This window comes from Kistimonas asteriae, assembly GCF_018263925.1.
GTDB classification, from domain to species: Bacteria; Pseudomonadota; Gammaproteobacteria; order Pseudomonadales; family Endozoicomonadaceae; genus Kistimonas; species Kistimonas asteriae.
On sequence record NZ_JAEVHF010000007.1, the window covers coordinates 162,683 to 180,324 of the forward strand.

Consider the following 17,642-nt stretch of genomic DNA (forward strand, 5'->3'; position numbering starts at 1 on the left):
CCCTAAAAACAGACGCCCTAACATCACCGATACCAAGCGTCATATCACCTATCGAAACCAAAGCTGTTAGCAATAGCAGCTTAGCCGTCAGTGACTCCCCATCCTCCTCCCCATACAGTTCCAGTTTTATCGCAGCTCAAGGAAAAAGACATGGAACCAGTGGCAGGCACGTCCTTTAAAAGACCTATGGAGGAGGAAGGGGCATCAGGATCGAAAAAGCTCAAAAGAACCTGCATTTCCGGAAGAATCGTTTCATCGCTTAAGACCTTGGCAGAAGCAACTTACATCAAGCGATTAGAAAATCAGCCAGAAACTACAATAAAACAAACATTGGCAGTAACAGAGAGTGATTTTCGCAACAGATTCCACACTACCACTATGAGCACAAGACTTAGAACAATTGAAGTAGAACAAAATTACTCTCAGATTTTACATTCCATTGCAATGCGAACCGATCTCGACACAGCTAAAGAATACAAGGAAAACCTGCACCTTATCGATGCTACAGAACGCCAAATATCAACATTAGACAGTGCCGCACTCTCAGAGCAGTTTGATTCAATTTGGAAACCCTTTCTGACAAACTTCTACTTTAAAGATTCTATTATTCAGTGGAGCAATGAATCCCCCAATAACCTGATAGCTCTACGACACTGGCTAAACACCCAAAAACCCCATGAGACGATCATGCAGGTCACAACGCTATCGGAGCATCAGGGTGATGTAAACTGTGCGATTCATATACCTGCACCCAAGACTCAGACAATCATAACGGGCTCTGATGATTCCACAATTCGCGTATGGGATGCCAGGCAAATGAGCACTCCAATATGCCACACAACTTATACAGTCAAAAACAAAGACCAGAGCAACAATCCTGTGCATGCTCTTTGCTGCATATCAGAAAACACATTTATTTCTGCCGATAGAGTTTTGAGATTATGGCATCACAACCAAGAGCACCAAGATGTCTACCGTATCCGAAATCTAACAATAGCCGATGACAACGAAGAATCAGAAGACGATAGAGAACAAGAGATGTTGACCTGCATGGCACCTCTATCGCGCAATCGTATTGCTGCCGCTACGGATGATGGAAATATCTACATATGGAATAGCACCAGTACTGGTTCTCAATTCCTCCCTATCAACAAACTGGAAGGACATGTAGATTGCATCAACATGATACTTTCCCCCTCATTAAACCGTGATCTATTAGTGTCCTGCTCAGATGACGCAACCCATAGACTCTGGGATCCGGACAGGCAGGCAAACCATCCTGAGCAATCTTTAACAGTGTTTGGACCAAAGGAAGGGGAGCGAGAAATTTCACTTATCAGTGAACTTTCAGGCAGCGGCATACTTATCTCTGTTTTTGGTCACCCCGGCTCGTCTAGCGCCTCAACACCAAACCCATACAGACCTGACTCTGAATCCTTATCAGAGGAAAGTGAAACACATGATGATTCCAATGAGGCCGTAGCATCAGAGGAAGCCACATTGGCTTCACCCGACAGTGACCACTTTTATCTTTTTCCTGCCCCTAAAACACCACTCGTCGCCGAAGGAGGTGACGATTCCAACGGGAAAACCTGGAACTTTTCTCCCCAAAACCCTGGAAAAGTAACGGCTATCAAAGGGCTGTTCATGAACAACCTGGTCGCTATAGGTCTAACCAGCGGTATCATCGAGATATGGAACTTCAACCTGCTTAAGAACGAAGGCGAATGTATCAGCACCATTAATGCTCATAAAGAATCTGTACTGGACTTACATGAAACGGATGATTGCTACTTACTCTCAAGTTCAAGCGATAAAACAACTATCGTTTGCGATATGGCAATGTACCCGGGAAAATACACGGAAGGTAATGTATAGCAGCGCCTTCAACACAGACATTTAACAACCATAGAAGCCGTTTTATTTGCCACGTCACCTACAAAGTGGCACATGACATCAATCGCATTAACGTCACCTAAACCAAGATGACCAAGCCGATCAAACGCTTGACGAGCCTAATTCAGGCTCAGCAACGCCCACCGATCACCCAACAATTGACAAGGTGCCTTGCGTTGCCCGGAGCGGTATAGGAACAAGACCTCGCTGGGAAACCAGAGATTCAACCCGGGTTTCCTCACAGTCTTCTGGCAGCACCACCATTGACCTTAAATAACCCAGATCGCCAGAAACAAAAAAACCATTCTTTTCTTCAAGCTGATTGGCTAACGTAACGGTTATCAAGGAGAACGTTGCCTGCTCACTCATAAGACAACTAAAGTATTCTTTTGCATTCTCCGCGCCGGTCAGCACCAGACGGGCACCCGATGACAACCAGTTATACAAAAACACCCCGGTCACCAAGGGTTCCTGACAAATATAAGGGCATACCAGAACATCACCATTTTTCATCCCAGCCTTTTCCGAGATAAACGACGCAACGCCCTGCCAATGGGAATGACTACCAGGCACAATTCTCAGACGCGCCTCAACACCGTCAAGAGACTCCATTGATGGATACAGGGTAAAGTAGTCATCTGGCGACAGATGAATACTGCCCAGATATTCACCCAGCTGAATGAGCTGCGTTTTCTCATACTCAGAACGGGAATCCAATGGAATAACATCTGTTGTGGACGCATCAACAGAAAATGAAAATTGCAGGCAGTGTTCAGGTAAGTCCGGCCAACACTTTTTCTGAGACTCGCCGACAGCGTCTCCTCCATGGACAAGCGCAATAACATCAGGCCCAATAGCCGCCAACAGCAGCCGCCACTCTGTTCTTGTAAAACCTTCAGGAATTGTGCAGGCAATCGCACCCAACCGGGCAATGGCAAGCTTCAGAATAATGGCATCCGCGACACTGGTCATTTGAATCAAAACTACCCGATGCTGTCGGACACCTGCCTGAAAAAGTGCGGCACTGACACGGGTCACGGCATCCGCCAGCTGACGGTAACTATAGCGTACTGGCGACCCACTTCCTGGTTGCGCACCACTGTCAACCAGAGCTATCCGTTCAGGATGAATCGCTACTGTTCGGCGGAACAATGTATCCAGAGACTCCTCTTCTCCCCACATTCCGTGTCGCTCATTAAACGCAATATACTCACGCCTGAAAGCTTGCATACTTGTTGTCCTGTCAAGGGCTGGAAGTTGGAATAGGGATCAGTCAGGGCTTCGAAAACCACGCCAATAACATGGGGCGGGATGGGGAAAACCACCAGACAAGGAAAGAATAGAATGAGAATACTTACGCTGGAATCGCGATGTATGCAGGTGAAAAGCCATCACTTGCCTGGCGTACAGGTTACATGGTCTTTCCACTGTCAGCCCCTTATTATCATTCTGTTGGCATTAGTCGGAAGTGCAGTGTGGAAGACTATCTTCAGGTTTTTTTTCAGTCAACGGCCAAACAAGGCTTGTCCTTATTTGACCACTGAAACGTTTCTCATTTGTAGAACGCTATTTGCGTCTTACACCAACGAGCGGGCAATAATCTCTTTCATAATCTCATTGGTCCCCGCATAAATACGTTGCACACGAGCATCAGCCCAGGCCCTGGCAATGGGATATTCCCACATATAGCCATAACCGCCGTGCAATTGCAGGCATTCATCCAATACACGACACTGCATATCGGTGCACCAGAGCTTAACCTGTGCAGCAGTTGGCACATCCAACTGCCCCTGAATATGAAGATCCAAACAACGATCAAGAAACGTTCTGGCAACCGACACCTCTGTGGCCAGCTCTGCCAATTTGAAACGGGTATTCTGAAATTTCGCCAGCGGCTTGCCAAAGGCCTCACGCTCCCTGACGTATTCAGTCGTCCATTCAAGCGCCGCTTCCGCATTAGCTACCGCATTGACGCCAACGGACAGCCGTTCCTGGGGCAGCTCCTGCATTAAATAGGCAAACCCCATCCCGGCTTTACCCAGCAGGTTTTCCTGGGGTACACGGACATCCTGAAAAAACAGTTCCGAGGTATCCTGCGCCTTCATTCCGATTTTTTCCAGATTCTGGCCCTTGCTGAAGCCCTCCACACCTGCATCTACAACAAACAGACTGGTACCATTGGCACCCGCTGCCGGGTCGGTCTTGCAGACGACAATGACCATATCCGCAAGCTGGCCATTGGTAATAAACGTCTTAGAACCATTAATCAGGTAATGGTCGCCATCCCGTACCGCTGTCGTTTTAACCCCCTGCAGGTCTGACCCTGCAGCCGGTTCTGTCATGGCAATGGCGGTCACAATGTCACCACTGACCATTCCCGGCAGGTACTTTTCCTTGAGGAATTCGGAACCATGATGGATAAGATAAGGCGCAACAATATCGGAGTGCAGACCAAAACCAATGCCTGTCAGACCCAGACGGGCAACTTCTTCATCAACAATTGCGTTATAACGAAAATCCGCACCGACACCACCAAAGGCTTCCGGCACGGTCGGACATAAGAAGCCCTGCGCTCCGGCTTTCTTCCATAACGCGCGATCAATCTGCCCGGCCTTTTCCCAATCGCCATGAAAAGGAACCGCTTCTTTCTCAAGAAAGCGCCGGACACTGTCTCGAAACATTTCATGTTCTGGCTCATAGACCGTGCGTGGAATCATAAGACCGAACCCGTTTTCTCTTGTTATTATTAAATGGCTACGGTCTTAAATTCTGGCGACATTCAATGGCTATGTCGCTGGCGTATTCAGTCAAAATACATGGCAGAAACTGATAAAACGACCTCAGTAAAACGACGCGTCGTCTTCCTCCGGCTCGCCCACCAGCGAGTTAAGCAGTCGCATGGCTCTATCCAGATCGGAAAAACTGTCAAAGAAATCGCCTTCCGGACCAACCACTTCATAAGCGACAGATTTTAGATTACCGTCACTGTCAAACCGCTCTGCCCGGATGATGGAATAGCCACCCTTGCCGCCAAAGCGATTACGTTCAATTTTGCTCATTTTGAGGATCACCCTACTCTGATACAAACGACCTGAGCCGTTTGTATCAGCATATGGGAACAGAGATCAAGCAGGAATATGAATTACCCTGCTATTAGAAATGGTAAAGCAGACCGGCTGAAACAGATGTGATGTTAGTGTCGTAGAAATCAATATTGGAGCTTGCACGGAAGGCTGCCAGGCTGCCCATGGCGCGCCAGTTCTTCCAACCAAACGGCTCACTGTAAAAGACCGAGAAAGATGCACCGTAGATATCATCTTCCTGCGTCTTACCACCAAACTCGGCGATGGGATTGGCCTTGTCGTGCTTATTCTGGCCATAAACCAGGTTGGTCACGGTCTGCCACTGCTTGTTACCCCAGGCATGGCTCAGCTGGACGATATACTCGTCAGCCGCCATGGCTTTGCCATCAAGGTCATAACGGGTGTACTGAACGGATGGAATGAAGAAATGCCCATTACCCAGCGAATGACGGTAAAGCACTTCGGCGGAGCGAATATCGCCTTCACGGGACAGCATCCGCTGCTGGGCGGGCGTCAGACTGAGGCTGGATTCTTCACCACTCTGTTCATTATCAATCTCCACCTTGCGCGTAGAAAGGCGCACCTGGAAATTACTGCCCATGATGTTGCCCCAGCCGACGCGCGCACCACTACTGGTACGATCGGTATCCTTACGCTTGCCGTCTGTCTTGTACGGGTCTTTCCAGACCTTGGTCGGAACACTGGAAAACAGGTAGCTTACTGAAAATTCGCCAATACCATCATATTGGCGGCGTACACCCAGCTCGCTGGAAAAGTCATAACGCAACCAGTTCTCCAAAGAGTTACCGGCAAAGACCTGTGTTTTCGAATCTGCCCAGGTGTACTGCACCTCTCCATTGAAGAAACCAGAGGTTTTTGATTCGGATTTGGCAGAACCCAGATCATAGATTCTGTCATTGCCAATATCACCCATCGCGGTACCGGCAACGATGTTGCTCTTCAACGTCGTATTGCCCAAACCAAAGCCAACAAACCCCGAAAAACCACTTTCATCTGGCATCGGGCCAAGCGCATAAGCGCCCAAGCTTGCGCTCAGGGTCAAAGCTCCCGCCATACCAACCGTTACTCTACGCATTAATTGATAGCCTTGTGTGAACGTTATTATTGAAAAATCTTTCAATGATAGCCTAATCATTTAAACGACCACGTCTGGAGATTGTAAATATTCTGCGACTACTTTATGGTTTTAAGCAGGGCAAATACTAATAAAAACAAGGCCGTTCCATGAAGCTACCGGCTATTCCACTGGCAACTGCAGAACTTAAACCTCTGGCTTATGAAGACAGTGAGGCCATAGCAAGCATTTACCAGACGGATAACACACAGCAGCAACCCGCCATTCATTCAACCCAGGAAGCCAGCCAGTTTGTCCGGATGGCAGAACAGCTTTCCGATAATCAGCAAGGGCTTATTCTCGGACTGACGCAGCATGAACGACTTCAGGCAATTATCCATATTTATGGGATAGAACCCATTGCACGACGGGCATTCATTCGAATCGACAACTGGCAGGCGCTGACAGACAACACACTGGTTGAAACCCTTGCCAGCATCGTTCAGCTATCAAAAGAACTGCTGTCACTTCACAGTGTGCATTACCAGATTATTGAGGATCGTTCGGACCAAATACGACTGACCGGTGCACTGGAAATCCTCGGTTTCAATCCAACATCACACCTGCGGGATTTCTACAAGCTACGTCCTAATCACTACTGTGATGTCAGCATCTACACACGAACGATACAACAACCGTCACACTGAGAGGCAAATGCTGCAATGGTACCGGTCCTTCAGACAACCCGCTTTCGCCTCCGCCCTTTCAATCAGCATGATGCTGATAGTCTCTACACCCTGCTCAAAGAGGAAAAAGTCGTCACCGCACACCCTGCGCATCCCGTGAGTGACCGACATGAAGCCAATCATGTCCTGCAAGCCATGAATGAGGATGTTTTATCAGGCACGGCGCTTTACTGGCTGATTGAAGAAAAAACCAGTCAACGGTTTACCGGTCGGATTGGGTTCAAACATATTAATCACCAGAATAATTCTGCTGCTTTAATGGTGGAAGTATTACCCGAGCTCTGGGGAGAGAATATTCTGTATGAAACGGGCCGAGCCATTATTGCGTATGGTTTCAGCCAGTTACAGCTACATCGCGTTGAAGCGCAGGTTGTACCTGAACATCCTTATATGCACCATTTTCTCAAACGAGTCGGGTTTCATATCGAAGGTATGCTGCAATCCTGGGTTAAAAACGACTACGGGCTACTGGACTATCGTATCTATTCACTGCTCAAGACCGATGACGCCTGGAAAACCATACTTTCGACATCGCCTGAACATTTCAGCCTGGGTAACTGTATCTGACCACAGCATTTCACGGATCAAGGTACGACAGCAGTGAGGGTATTGTACGATGCCTGACCAGAGACAAAGCCAACCCCTCCCCCTTCTGCTCTAAAAGGGGAAGCGGCACCTGGTCAATACCGGCTGCCAACAGAATAGATTCATAGCCTTTCAACAACCCCAACCAGGCCTGGTCAACGTCATACTCTGCCAATAACAGATCACAACGGGTTCGCAACAGTGCAATCTCATCCTCAGGGTCGAATCGTTCTCTGGAATGACGAACCTCCCACTCTTTGGCAACCAGTGCCCTATAGTCCCGGGTACGCTGATAATCTCGCATGAGTGACTGCTGCTCCGATGCGGTCATCCGTACTTGCTTGACCACCATCATTGCCAGTGCGAGACGCCGGGCTTCCTCAGCATCAAGTTCCGCCTCTGCAGCACGAATCCTTGCCGGGACCTTGAAAACCCCCATCAGGTCGAGTGAGATCCCAACCCCCTGTTCCTCCCAGTGGCTGTCTTCCAGATTGGCGCTGTCGTCATAGCGGGCACTGGCAAAAACATCGATATTCGGCAGCCAGCGCCATTTGGCACCCGACAGATCCCACGCCCGGTTCCTGATTCTGTAATCGCTCTCCTGTAATTCAGGACTTTGCCTCAGAGCAAGCCGTTCCAGTTCAGTCAATGCAGGCAATTCAGGTATCGTCTGATCCCCGCTGGTCGAGGCCGGTAAAGGAAATTCTGCCGTATGACTGTTAATTAACGCAGCCAGTTCAATAAACGCCGTTTGTCGTTCCCGCTCAATCGAGGCTAAGCGGCCACTCAGTGTTAACAACTCACGTTGATAGCCCAGTATCGTCAAGGGATCCATCAGGGCCTTGTAGTGATCGCCGGCAAACTGCTGGCTCATCGCATGGATATCCACGGCCAACTTTTTCCCTGCCTGCAGGCGCTGCTCAGCCAGAACGGCCCGCCACCAGGCAATACGTACCTCCGATATCAGACGATTGAGTGTCGCACGGGTTTGCTCACGGGTAATAAATACGTCGTTCAACGCCTGCTGCGTCCGAATATAGCCGATGGCAAAGTCCAGCACTGACCAGCGCAGATTTGCGCTGGCCACGTCACGCCGTCGTCCTTCAAAATTGCTGGAATTACGTTGATCCGGTGGTGAGCTCCGCAGAACGGTATTGCCTTCCGCCAATGCCGACGGGGCCAGCTGCCACTTCACTTCCTCAAGACCTGTCGCGGAAACCAGCTGACGATACCGTTCAACCTCCAGATCCAAGTTATATTCAATCCCCCGCGCCATCGCCTGAGACAACGACAACGGTTTTGTAATAGGGGGAGCTGTCGCCATACCGGTCAAATCCAGCTCTGACCGCTGACGTATTTCGTCTGGTGTCAGCCCGCGCCCATGCAGCGTGCATCCCGTGATGACCACCAGGACCAGTAATGCGGACAACGTTCGAATAACAGGGTAACGTTTCATTCAGGGTTCCCGAAAACTGTTATCCAACGCACGTTCAATGGGATAAATCAGAAAACTGAGCAGGGATCGCTCACCGGTCAGGATATCCGCTTCCAGTGTCATGCCGGGTAATAACCGGAAATGTTCAGGCAAATGACGCAACTGCCGTGACTCAAGCCTGACATTGCCCCGGTAACCCAGCTGTTCCTGATTATCCAAGACGGTGCCATTACTGATCAGGCGTAATGTGCCGGACATATCGCCATAACGGGTGAATGGCAGCGTATCCAGTTTGAGTCGTACATTAGCGGCTTCCGCCACCATGCCTATCGACATGGGGGATATCATAATCTCCGCTTCAAGCTCCCCATTCACTCGCGCCAGTTCAAACAACACTTCACCGGATTTAACAACACTGCCTGCCCCTTTATCGGCAGAAATCAGCACAATCGCATCATGCGGCGCACGCAGGGATGTCGTTTTCTGTGCCTGTTCATATTTTTTCAGCTGAGCCAGGGTTGCGACATAGTCACGGCTCGATTGGGAAAACCCGCCGCTCAGCGTTGCCAGAACACTAGTACGCCATGCCCGGTGCTCTATTTCCTTATCTGTCAGATGTCGTTCAATAGTCTTTAACTCGGCACGCACCGTCGCAACGTTCCGCTCTGCTGCCAGCAATGTCTGCCGCGTCTGCAAATGATCCACTTTCCTGGGACCATTACGTTGATAAGCTTCCTTTTCCTTTTCATAAAGGGTCGTGCGCAGACGATCCAGTTCCCTGGTGACAACCACTTCCTGCTCCAGCATCTGTAACTGCTCGGCTAACTGCACTTGGCGCTGTTGCAATGCCTGCATAGAGGCTGCATGCAGAGCAATGGTGCCCCGGTATTCATTGATCCGTCGAATAAACAACTGTTGCTCAAGGGATTGCATCGCCGGATCATCAGACAACCGTACAGCAACCGGCTCCACCTCTTCCTCATCACGATTATCAAACCATGCCAGCTCCGCTTCAAACCGTCGGGCAGAAGCCTGAGCAGATAACAGTCGAAGACGGATGCTATCGAGATCAGCCTCTGACTCGGTACTGTCCAGAACGGCCAGCACCTCACCTTCGCTGATAAAATCACCTTCCGAAACAGACAGCTGTCGAACAATCCCATCATAAAGTGGCTGCACGGGCGTATTGGGTAACAGGGAGACCAATTCTCCCCGTGCTACAACGGTCGTCTCTACCCGTGAAATGGCAGCCCAGAGAAGCAATACAATGAATAGCAGGAGAGCCGACCAGGACACCAGGGGCAGCCATGCCGGTGGCGCTTCGGATGCAATCTGTCGCCAGTCAGGTTGCAGCGGCTCGGCAACTGTCGTTTTTTTCCAGTCGTCGTATCGCGCCCTGAGCCGGGAGAAAAGATGTTTCATGCCTGCTCTCCCTGCGCCTGTCGCTGCCATAACAACCGGTATGACGGCATTGAGACCAACAATTCCTCATGACGACCTATGGCTCGCACCTCTCCCTGTTCAACCAGCAGAATCTTGTCCATCGCCTGCAGCAGTGACGGACGATGGGTCACCATCACCAGGGTTCGCCCCCTGGCAAGCCTGTCAAGATTCTCTTCCAGCTGATCGGCAGTCGCAGGATCCAATGCGCTGGTCGCCTCATCCAGCAGCAGAATGGCGGGGTCGTGCAATATCGCCCTTGCGATACAGAGTCGCTGACGCTGCCCACCTGACAGGTTCAGGCCCTGCTCATCCAGAATGGTGTCATACCCCTGAGGCAACGTTTCAATGAAGGTATGTGCGCCTGCGATACGCGCCGCCTCCATGACATCATTGATCCCAGCATGTGGGGCGCAGGCCGCAATGTTCTCCTGAACAGTGCCTCGGAAGAGGAACAACTCCTGAAGAACAATACCCATCCGAGAACGTATATAGGTCGGGTCATACTCTGGCAGATTGATGCCATCAATCAGCACCTGACCTTTCTCCGGTCGGTACAAACCCGCCATGAGTCGTGCAACGGTGCTTTTTCCGGAACCGCTGCTCCCGACAATCGCGACTTTCATACCCGCCGAAATCTGGAAACTGACCGCTTTGAGAATACCCGGCACTTCCGGTGTATAACTGAAACTCACCTGACGGAACTCGATGCGTCCCTGAACAGGCGCTGTAACACCCGTGGTACGTAATCGCTCGGGGGGCTGGTTCAGCAATGCGCCCAGGGTCGTAATTGACTGACGCACCTGCTGAAGGCGCCCGGGCATCCCTGCCAGTTGCACCAATGGGCCGGCAATGCGCCCAGCCATGATATTGAAGGCAATCAGGACACCGATAGACAGCCCGCCCGCCAACACCAGCTGGGCGCCATACCAGATGATGAAAAGCTGCATCAGTTTCTGCAGCAATCCACCACTTTCCGAGACCAAACCCGTTGTCAGCCCCGCCTGTCGATTCAGGTGAACAATCTCAGCACTTTTACTCAACCATCGACGTTTGATCCTGGATTCCTGTGCCAAGGCTCGAACGGTTTCAACACCGGACAAGGTCTCAGCAATCAGTGACTGCCTGTCGGCCTCCGCCCGATACAACTGATCGACGGTTCGACGTGAAGCCCGCATAGCCACCAGCGCGTTAAAGCCAATCAACACGGCAAACCCAAGCACCAGCAACGTCAGCTGCCAGCTGAACACAAACATGACCGGTAACAGCACCACGATGGCTGTGAACTCAATAAGCGTGAACAACAGGTTACCGGTGATAAACTCCCGAATACGGTCTGACTCCTGTACCTGACGAATCAATCCGCCTGTCGGCAGTTTCCGGAAAAACGACAACGGCAACCGGAACAGGCCTGATGCTATACGCTCAGCCAGCAACACATCCAGACGACCAGCGGCATACTGAATTAACAAGGTGCGGAGATAACCAAACACGCCAGAGAACACCAGTGCGATGACCGCCCCCACAAACAGCACGTGCAACGTTGCATAACCCTGGTAACCGATCACCTTGTCGAAAACCGCCATGGTGAACACCGGCACCACAAAGACCAGACAATGGAGCAAGAGGGATAAGATGAAAATATGTGCCAGGACGCCGCGTGGTGTAGCTATCTGTTCAAATAACCAGCGCACACCAAACGTTTTGTGATCGGCTGATTTCTGCAGTTTCGGTTGTAATTGGAGAACATCGCCGGTCCAGGCATTGGCAAAGGCCTCTACAGAAATTTCCAGAAGATGGTTTTTCTGATCTGCCAGCGGATCCAGCACCAGCAGTACCAACTCACCCTGTGCTTTCTGTCGTACACCACTTACAACCACGGCATTGCCATTATTCAGCATGGCAATCACGGGGAAGGACTCCCTCTGCTTAACCAGGTCCGTTATTTCGAGTGATTCACACCGGGCTGTTAACCCCACACGTTCAGCAAGACTTGCCAGGCCTGTAGCATCAAGGAGTGATTCATCATCGACCATCAACCGAAGGGATTCCGGCGTATAGCGGAGATGATGATAACGGGCGACAATCGCCAGGCATTCAAGCGCTGACGACGAAGACTGATTTCCACTGCTCAAGGAAAACCTCCAGCCGTGCCGATCAGGCTTCAGCCTCAGCAAAATTGGGGGATGTCGGGGTATTGTCTTTTGCAGGAACCGAGGCTGGCTTTAACATCCCACGCTCCAGCATCTCCTGCTTCAGATTCTCAAAGGCCTGGCAACACCGCAGAAAGCCTTCCGGACTCATGACCAGTGTGCCAGTCTTTTCCCGATTTTGATCCAACTTCCCGTCAGTAGCACCGGCAGTAAAACCAAACAACTCGACCCTGACATTGCCACTGATCACCGCAATGTTTTCTACACCGTCGCAAAACATCTGCTTGCTCATTGCTGTCCCTTCCGATGTTCTTATCGTTATTCAGGAAGTTAATCGACCCCGCGAAGGGGCCTTATCCAACAGGTTCGGTACAACACACCTGGCTTCAGGCCACCATGCTTGCCGCTTCAATCTGCTCTCTGGATTCATCGAATGCGGTATACAGGCTGGAGGAAATGCCGGCCAATCCGTCACTCTGCAGCGTGGCCAGCATATCTTCTGCCAGTGGATCAGCGTTATAGCCATCCAGTGTCGCCAGCGCCTCCTGGACACCACTTTCCAGTACCGCTGCCAGATCAAAGTCATAGGCTTCAAACGACTCCACCGACTCCTGATCCTGCCAGTACTGCTGAAGTTCGGCAAAACTCAGGCTCAGCGAGCTGTCACTGTCAGTTAGTTGAATCCTGTCATCACTCTCCCAGCCGTTGAGCGACACTGATGCCCATGACTGGTTATCGACAACAACATCCAGCTGATAGCTGTTACCCCCCCGTTCAGACAGGAACAGGTTTGTGGTATCCAGCTGGAAGTTGAACTGATCATGGCTGCGGAATTCCAGCGTATCCTGACCGGCGGTCTCCGTAATCGCATAGTTGCCGCTGTTCAGGTAGTAGACATAGCTGTCATTCCCTTCGCCCCCGGCAGCGGTCGTCGATCCAAACCCTGCAATAAAGAGATCATCGCCACTGCCCCCGTCAGTACTGAGGGTACTGGTCAGGTTTACCAGTTTGGTCAGCTCATTGAGTGAGTCTGCCCCACCGTCTTGAACAACCGTATTCAGTCCTTCCGCCAGCAGGAACAGATCTGTACCAAGGCCCGCACTGGCTAACAGGTCCAGACTGCCCCAGCCCAATCCCATGAGAATATCGTTACCTGCACCACCGCTGGAGAAACCGGTCATCCCAATATCGAAAATCAGGTCATTGCCAGCGTCACCAGAGACGGAGGCACCCATGCCGATATTGACCAGGAAATCATCACCCGCCTGGCCGGAAACATCGTTCCCCACACCAAGCGCAATACCAATATCCTCGCCATCACCCAGGTCAAAGATATTGGCGACACCGGCAGCGGCAACGATGTCATTGCCACTCCCTGCATTGATGGTATTACCCAGACCGGCGGCATAAACGCCATCATTCCCGTAATGGGCGTTGACGGTATTCACTGCACCTACCGCAATCATTACATCATTACCGCCACCTGCAGTACTGGACTCCGCTTCATCCCCCAACAGGGTATTGGCGCCACCGACAGCCACCAGCAGGTCATCACCCGCACCGGCAGCAAAGCGGTTTTCAGCGCCAAGGCCGGCCAGGATGTCATTACCACTGCCGGATGACAGGTTGTTATTGACGCCTATGGCCAGAAGCGTGTTATCGCCGTTTTCACCGGCATCCAGTCGGTTCTGATTACCCAGAGCCAGAAGGACATCAGAACCATTGCCCGTTACCAGGATATTGGTATTACCAATGGCGATGGCGGCATCTTCTCCGCTACCAGACGACAAATTATTGGTATTACCCAACGCGACCATGACATTGTTGCCATCACCGCCCTGTAGCAGGTTCAGCTCTCCAGCCGCAAAACCGAGATCGTTACCGGCCTGGGCATGCCAGATATTGTTTTGTCCAAACATCAAAGCAACATCGTCGCCTTGCCCTGACTGCACCAGGTTGTTCTGACCCAGTGCGACAACCAGGTCATCACCTGCACCGGTAAAGGCCAGGTTATTCTGCCCGGCCAGGAATGCGATATCGCCGCTGTCCTGCAGGAAGTCGAGGGAGTAGCCCAGGTCTGGCAGGCGCTCCGCCACATTGATTCCACCAACAACCGGCACGGTGAAAGCCGGCAGGCCAAAGCTTTGTGCTTCAAGGGCTGGTGCCTGGATATCCGCATAATCGGCAACGTCAAACCCGGGAATGGCAAGATCAGGCAACGTAAACTCGGGCACGGCATAACCATAGAATTCCCGGCCACTGAGAACATCCGCCAACCCGGCACTGAATCCACTGATATCAAAACTGTTAATGGAGAATGTCGGAATATGGAAGGCAGGCAGGTTAATCGTTGGCAGTGCGATCTCGGCGGTACGGTTAGCCGCCATTACTTCTGACTGCGCATTGTCGTCAGCAGCCGATGTCTTGAATATCTGGTAATCCGCCGACGCGTTATAAACCAGCAGATCCGCACTCACCTGATGCTGATCACTGATACCGGCTTCGTTAACCGTTACCGTACCATTGGCGTTCAGGTCAAAACTGCCACCGATCACTTCAACCAGCACATCACCGAGGAAGTTGGTAAAGGCCAGATCGCCCCCAAAAAGTCCCAACACAGAATTACCGATACCCCCATTGTCGCCGGTCTGATCAAGACCAAACGACAGGTTGTAGCTGGCATCCACCTGCCAGTCCTCCAGGGTAATCGACGTATCCGACAACTTGGGGAGAACAAATGACGGTAAGGTAATACCGGGAAGACTCAATGCCGGGGAACTGAGTTCCGGCAACTGAATCGTCGGCAAACCATAGGCAACCAGTTCACCGTACTGGTATTCCACTGGCGTACCTTTGAGTTCAGGCAAGGCCGGAATCGCATAATCATACTGGGGAAGGTTCAATTCCGGTGACTGCCAGTCAGGCACCGTCGGACTGGATAGCTCCAGTTCCGGAAACAGCATGCTGAGCTGGCCGCTTAATGCGACTTCGGCTTCAGCCGTCACACCCAGGCCAAGGTTATCTAACAGTCGCTGTGCAAACGCATTGTCGCTGTCAGTGAAGGTATCCAGCCCAATGACGGAATCCAGCCCAAACTGATAGACACCCTGCTGTGGCAGATCCTCAGCATAAATCTGAATATCGTTATCCGTGGCCACCAGGTTATTCTGACCAATCGCCACAACAATATCGGCACCCGTTCCACTGGCAATGGCGTTGTTCTGTCCTACAGACGCAATCACATCATTGCCACTGCCCGTAAAGGCCACATTGTTCTGACCTGCTACCAGCGCCATATCGGCGCCCGCTTCTGTCAGCAACAGGTTGTTAACACCAGCGGAGACGACACTGTCATCCCCATAACCCGTCAGGACAACATTGGTTTCACCGGCCGCGACGACCGTGTCATTGTCACCACCGGAAAGCACCACATTGGCGACACCTGCCGCAATCACGGTATCACTGCCTGAAGCGGTAGAAACAATATTGGCTACACCACCGGCCACGGTGAAATCATTACCGGTGCCGGTCAGCTGAACATTACCCTCACCCAATGCGAGTAGAGAGTTATCCCCATCACCCGCCAGCTGGATATTGGCAACACCCATAGCGATCTGGGTGTCATTGCCTGAACCGCTGAACTGTAGATTACCGGCACCAAACGCTGCGAGAGCATTATCACCGCTACCTGCCAGCTGAATATTGGCAACACCGCCCGACACCATCACATCATTGCCATTGGCGGCCTGCAGAATGTTGGCTTCACCGACCGCCGTGATGAGGTTGTTACCACCACCGGTTATCGCAATATTGGCGACACCACCGAGTAGCGCGACATCATTGCCGTCCGCAGCGATAAAGACATTACCCTCTCCTGCTGCGACCAGCGTGTTATCCCCTGCGCCGGCATTCACCAGGTTAACCTGGCCGCCAACAGCAATGTCATCCGCACCATTTCCGGCCCACACCAGGTTGGCGATACCCAGTCCGAAAATCGTGTTATTACCATCGCCAGCCACAACAGCATTGGCACCACCGCCAGCCACAATGAAATCATCCCCGGTACCACTCTGGATGATATTGGCACCACCCAGCGCTTCTACTGAATTATGTCCATCACCGGCCAGAACGATGTTGGCCAGTCCGCCAGCCATGATGTGGTCATTACCGTCACCGGCAGCAAGGAAATTGGCACCACCGAGTGCCGCAATATCGTTATCACCATTCCCGGCCAGTACAACGTTGACACCACCGGCGGCAAGCACGCGGTTATCCCCATCGCCGACCATGACGCTATTTACGCCACCGGCAACCTGGAGGTCGTTATCCCCATGCCCGGCAAACACGATATTGCCGCCCCCCAGGGCGGTGACCGTGTTATCACCATGACCGGCCAATATCGCATTCGCGAGACCGCCGGCCACAATCGTGTTATTCCCATCCGCTACCTGAACAACATTCGTACCGCCGACCACATTAATCGTATTATTCCCACCGCCGGCAGCGATGCTGTTCGCGCCGGCTACTGCGGTAATGTCATCATTGCCGTCACCGGTATCAATCAGGTTGGCGCCACCAAAAGCGTGGATTGTATTGTGCCCGGCAACGTCGGTAATCCTGGCCACACCGGCGGCGGTTTCGATCACATCGTCCCCGTTGCCGCCATCGACAATGGCATGCAGGCCAGTCGCCAGCAGGGTGTCATGCCCATCGCCACCGGACAGCGTTGTCCGCAGGCCGTGCCCTTCGACCACATCATCACCGGCACCACCACCCAGCTGGGTATCTGCGGCATAACCACGAATCACATCATTACCGCTATCACCGTAGATGATGGTTTCAATGCCATGCGCAGTCAGGGTATCGTGGCCTTCGCCACCATTGATGAACACGCCACCACCGGTAGCGGTCAGCGTGTCGTCACCGCCATAGCCATACAGTTTGGCGTAGAGGTGATCCAGTGTTTTGACGTCATTGCCCGCAGTTCCTTCCCACTCCCCGGTAAAGGCGGTCTTGACGGCAGCGTTGGACTCAGCAGTCATTGTGAGGCCTCTTTTTATTTTTATTAACAGAACCAACGTACCAACAATCAATTAAGCCGTTATTTGTACCCTAGTGCAACATTACATATTCACTGTCTTCTATTTCCGGCTGTCGTCTGTGAACAGAACCGTGAAGTCATTCACAATCCCTGTGGATAACCTTGTGCATTTCTTCTTAGCTGACGTC

Annotated in this window: 12 protein-coding genes; 3 read left to right on the top strand and 9 right to left on the bottom strand. The window is 51.7% G+C overall.

The genetic code is table 11. From position 1 onward, the window contains the following. Nucleotides 1–150 precede the first annotated feature (150 nt). A complete protein-coding gene (locus tag KHS78_RS10150; protein WP_211827975.1) occupies nucleotides 151–1,878 on the top strand; it encodes a WD40 repeat domain-containing protein in 1,728 nt (575 codons plus the stop codon). A gap of 165 nt (nucleotides 1,879–2,043) precedes the next feature. On the opposite strand, the gene KHS78_RS10155 is transcribed toward KHS78_RS10150, so the two are convergent. The 4 genes from KHS78_RS10155 to KHS78_RS10170 all read right to left on the bottom strand — a co-directional run bounded on the left by KHS78_RS10155 (nucleotide 2,044) and on the right by KHS78_RS10170 (nucleotide 6,075). Then, nucleotides 2,044–3,126 carry a class I adenylate-forming enzyme family protein gene (locus KHS78_RS10155; RefSeq protein ID WP_211827977.1) on the bottom strand — a complete coding sequence of 361 codons (1,083 nt, stop codon included), beginning with the start codon at nucleotides 3,124–3,126 and terminating at the stop codon, nucleotides 2,044–2,046. A gap of 347 nt (nucleotides 3,127–3,473) precedes the next feature. Continuing rightward, complete coding sequence (locus KHS78_RS10160) at nucleotides 3,474–4,613, bottom strand: acyl-CoA dehydrogenase family protein (protein WP_211827979.1); 1,140 nt, start codon at nucleotides 4,611–4,613, stop codon at nucleotides 3,474–3,476. A 123-nt stretch (nucleotides 4,614–4,736) separates the two neighbouring features. Continuing rightward, complete coding sequence (locus tag KHS78_RS10165) at nucleotides 4,737–4,955, bottom strand: hypothetical protein (RefSeq protein ID WP_211827980.1); 219 nt, start codon at nucleotides 4,953–4,955, stop codon at nucleotides 4,737–4,739. A gap of 94 nt (nucleotides 4,956–5,049) precedes the next feature. Then, complete coding sequence (locus KHS78_RS10170) at nucleotides 5,050–6,075, bottom strand: DUF2860 family protein (RefSeq protein ID WP_211827982.1); 1,026 nt, start codon at nucleotides 6,073–6,075, stop codon at nucleotides 5,050–5,052. A gap of 149 nt (nucleotides 6,076–6,224) precedes the next feature. Between KHS78_RS10170 and KHS78_RS10175 the strand changes: the two genes are divergently transcribed. After that, nucleotides 6,225–6,761, top strand: coding sequence for a hypothetical protein (locus KHS78_RS10175; RefSeq protein ID WP_211827984.1), 537 nt, complete (start codon nucleotides 6,225–6,227; stop codon nucleotides 6,759–6,761). Nucleotides 6,762–6,776: 15 nt separating this feature from the next. Further along, nucleotides 6,777–7,367 carry a GNAT family N-acetyltransferase gene (locus KHS78_RS10180; protein WP_211827986.1) on the top strand — a complete coding sequence of 197 codons (591 nt, stop codon included), beginning with the start codon at nucleotides 6,777–6,779 and terminating at the stop codon, nucleotides 7,365–7,367. 10 nt (nucleotides 7,368–7,377) lie between these two features. On the opposite strand, the gene KHS78_RS10185 is transcribed toward KHS78_RS10180, so the two are convergent. The 5 genes from KHS78_RS10185 to KHS78_RS10205 form a co-directional block, all read right to left on the bottom strand. Further along, complete coding sequence (locus tag KHS78_RS10185; protein WP_211827988.1) at nucleotides 7,378–8,841, bottom strand: TolC family protein; 1,464 nt, start codon at nucleotides 8,839–8,841, stop codon at nucleotides 7,378–7,380. Further along, nucleotides 8,842–10,242 (bottom strand): HlyD family type I secretion periplasmic adaptor subunit, encoded by a 1,401-nt coding sequence (locus tag KHS78_RS10190; RefSeq protein ID WP_211827990.1) that lies wholly within the window; start codon nucleotides 10,240–10,242, stop codon nucleotides 8,842–8,844. Then, the gene (locus KHS78_RS10195) at nucleotides 10,239–12,395 is read right to left on the bottom strand and encodes a peptidase domain-containing ABC transporter (protein ID WP_211827992.1); all 2,157 of its coding nucleotides are present in this window, start codon (nucleotides 12,393–12,395) and stop codon (nucleotides 10,239–10,241) included. Before KHS78_RS10195 ends, KHS78_RS10190 begins: the two co-directional genes overlap by 4 nt. Before the next feature lie 22 nt (nucleotides 12,396–12,417). Next, nucleotides 12,418–12,705 (bottom strand): hypothetical protein, encoded by a 288-nt coding sequence (locus tag KHS78_RS10200; RefSeq protein ID WP_211827994.1) that lies wholly within the window; start codon nucleotides 12,703–12,705, stop codon nucleotides 12,418–12,420. Between the two features lie 94 nt (nucleotides 12,706–12,799). Then, nucleotides 12,800–17,455, bottom strand: a complete 4,656-nt coding sequence (locus tag KHS78_RS10205; protein WP_211827996.1) for a beta strand repeat-containing protein — start codon at nucleotides 17,453–17,455, stop codon at nucleotides 12,800–12,802. Nucleotides 17,456–17,642: the final 187 nt, after the last annotated feature.

What these genes read in the sequence shown, in the direction of transcription:
- KHS78_RS10190 (WP_211827990.1), bottom strand. Translation starts at nt 10,242, where the DNA reads ATGAAACATCTTTTCTCCCGGCTCAGGGCGCGATACGACGACTGGAAA.
- KHS78_RS10175 (WP_211827984.1), top strand. Translation starts at nt 6,225, where the DNA reads ATGAAGCTACCGGCTATTCCACTGGCAACTGCAGAACTTAAACCTCTG.
- KHS78_RS10150 (WP_211827975.1), top strand. Translation starts at nt 151, where the DNA reads ATGGAACCAGTGGCAGGCACGTCCTTTAAAAGACCTATGGAGGAGGAA.
- KHS78_RS10170 (WP_211827982.1), bottom strand. Translation starts at nt 6,075, where the DNA reads ATGCGTAGAGTAACGGTTGGTATGGCGGGAGCTTTGACCCTGAGCGCA.
- KHS78_RS10180 (WP_211827986.1), top strand. Translation starts at nt 6,777, where the DNA reads ATGGTACCGGTCCTTCAGACAACCCGCTTTCGCCTCCGCCCTTTCAAT.
- KHS78_RS10185 (WP_211827988.1), bottom strand. Translation starts at nt 8,841, where the DNA reads ATGAAACGTTACCCTGTTATTCGAACGTTGTCCGCATTACTGGTCCTG.
- KHS78_RS10165 (WP_211827980.1), bottom strand. Translation starts at nt 4,955, where the DNA reads ATGAGCAAAATTGAACGTAATCGCTTTGGCGGCAAGGGTGGCTATTCC.
- KHS78_RS10205 (WP_211827996.1), bottom strand. Translation starts at nt 17,455, where the DNA reads ATGACTGCTGAGTCCAACGCTGCCGTCAAGACCGCCTTTACCGGGGAG.
- KHS78_RS10155 (WP_211827977.1), bottom strand. Translation starts at nt 3,126, where the DNA reads ATGCAAGCTTTCAGGCGTGAGTATATTGCGTTTAATGAGCGACACGGA.
- KHS78_RS10160 (WP_211827979.1), bottom strand. Translation starts at nt 4,613, where the DNA reads ATGATTCCACGCACGGTCTATGAGCCAGAACATGAAATGTTTCGAGAC.
- KHS78_RS10200 (WP_211827994.1), bottom strand. Translation starts at nt 12,705, where the DNA reads ATGAGCAAGCAGATGTTTTGCGACGGTGTAGAAAACATTGCGGTGATC.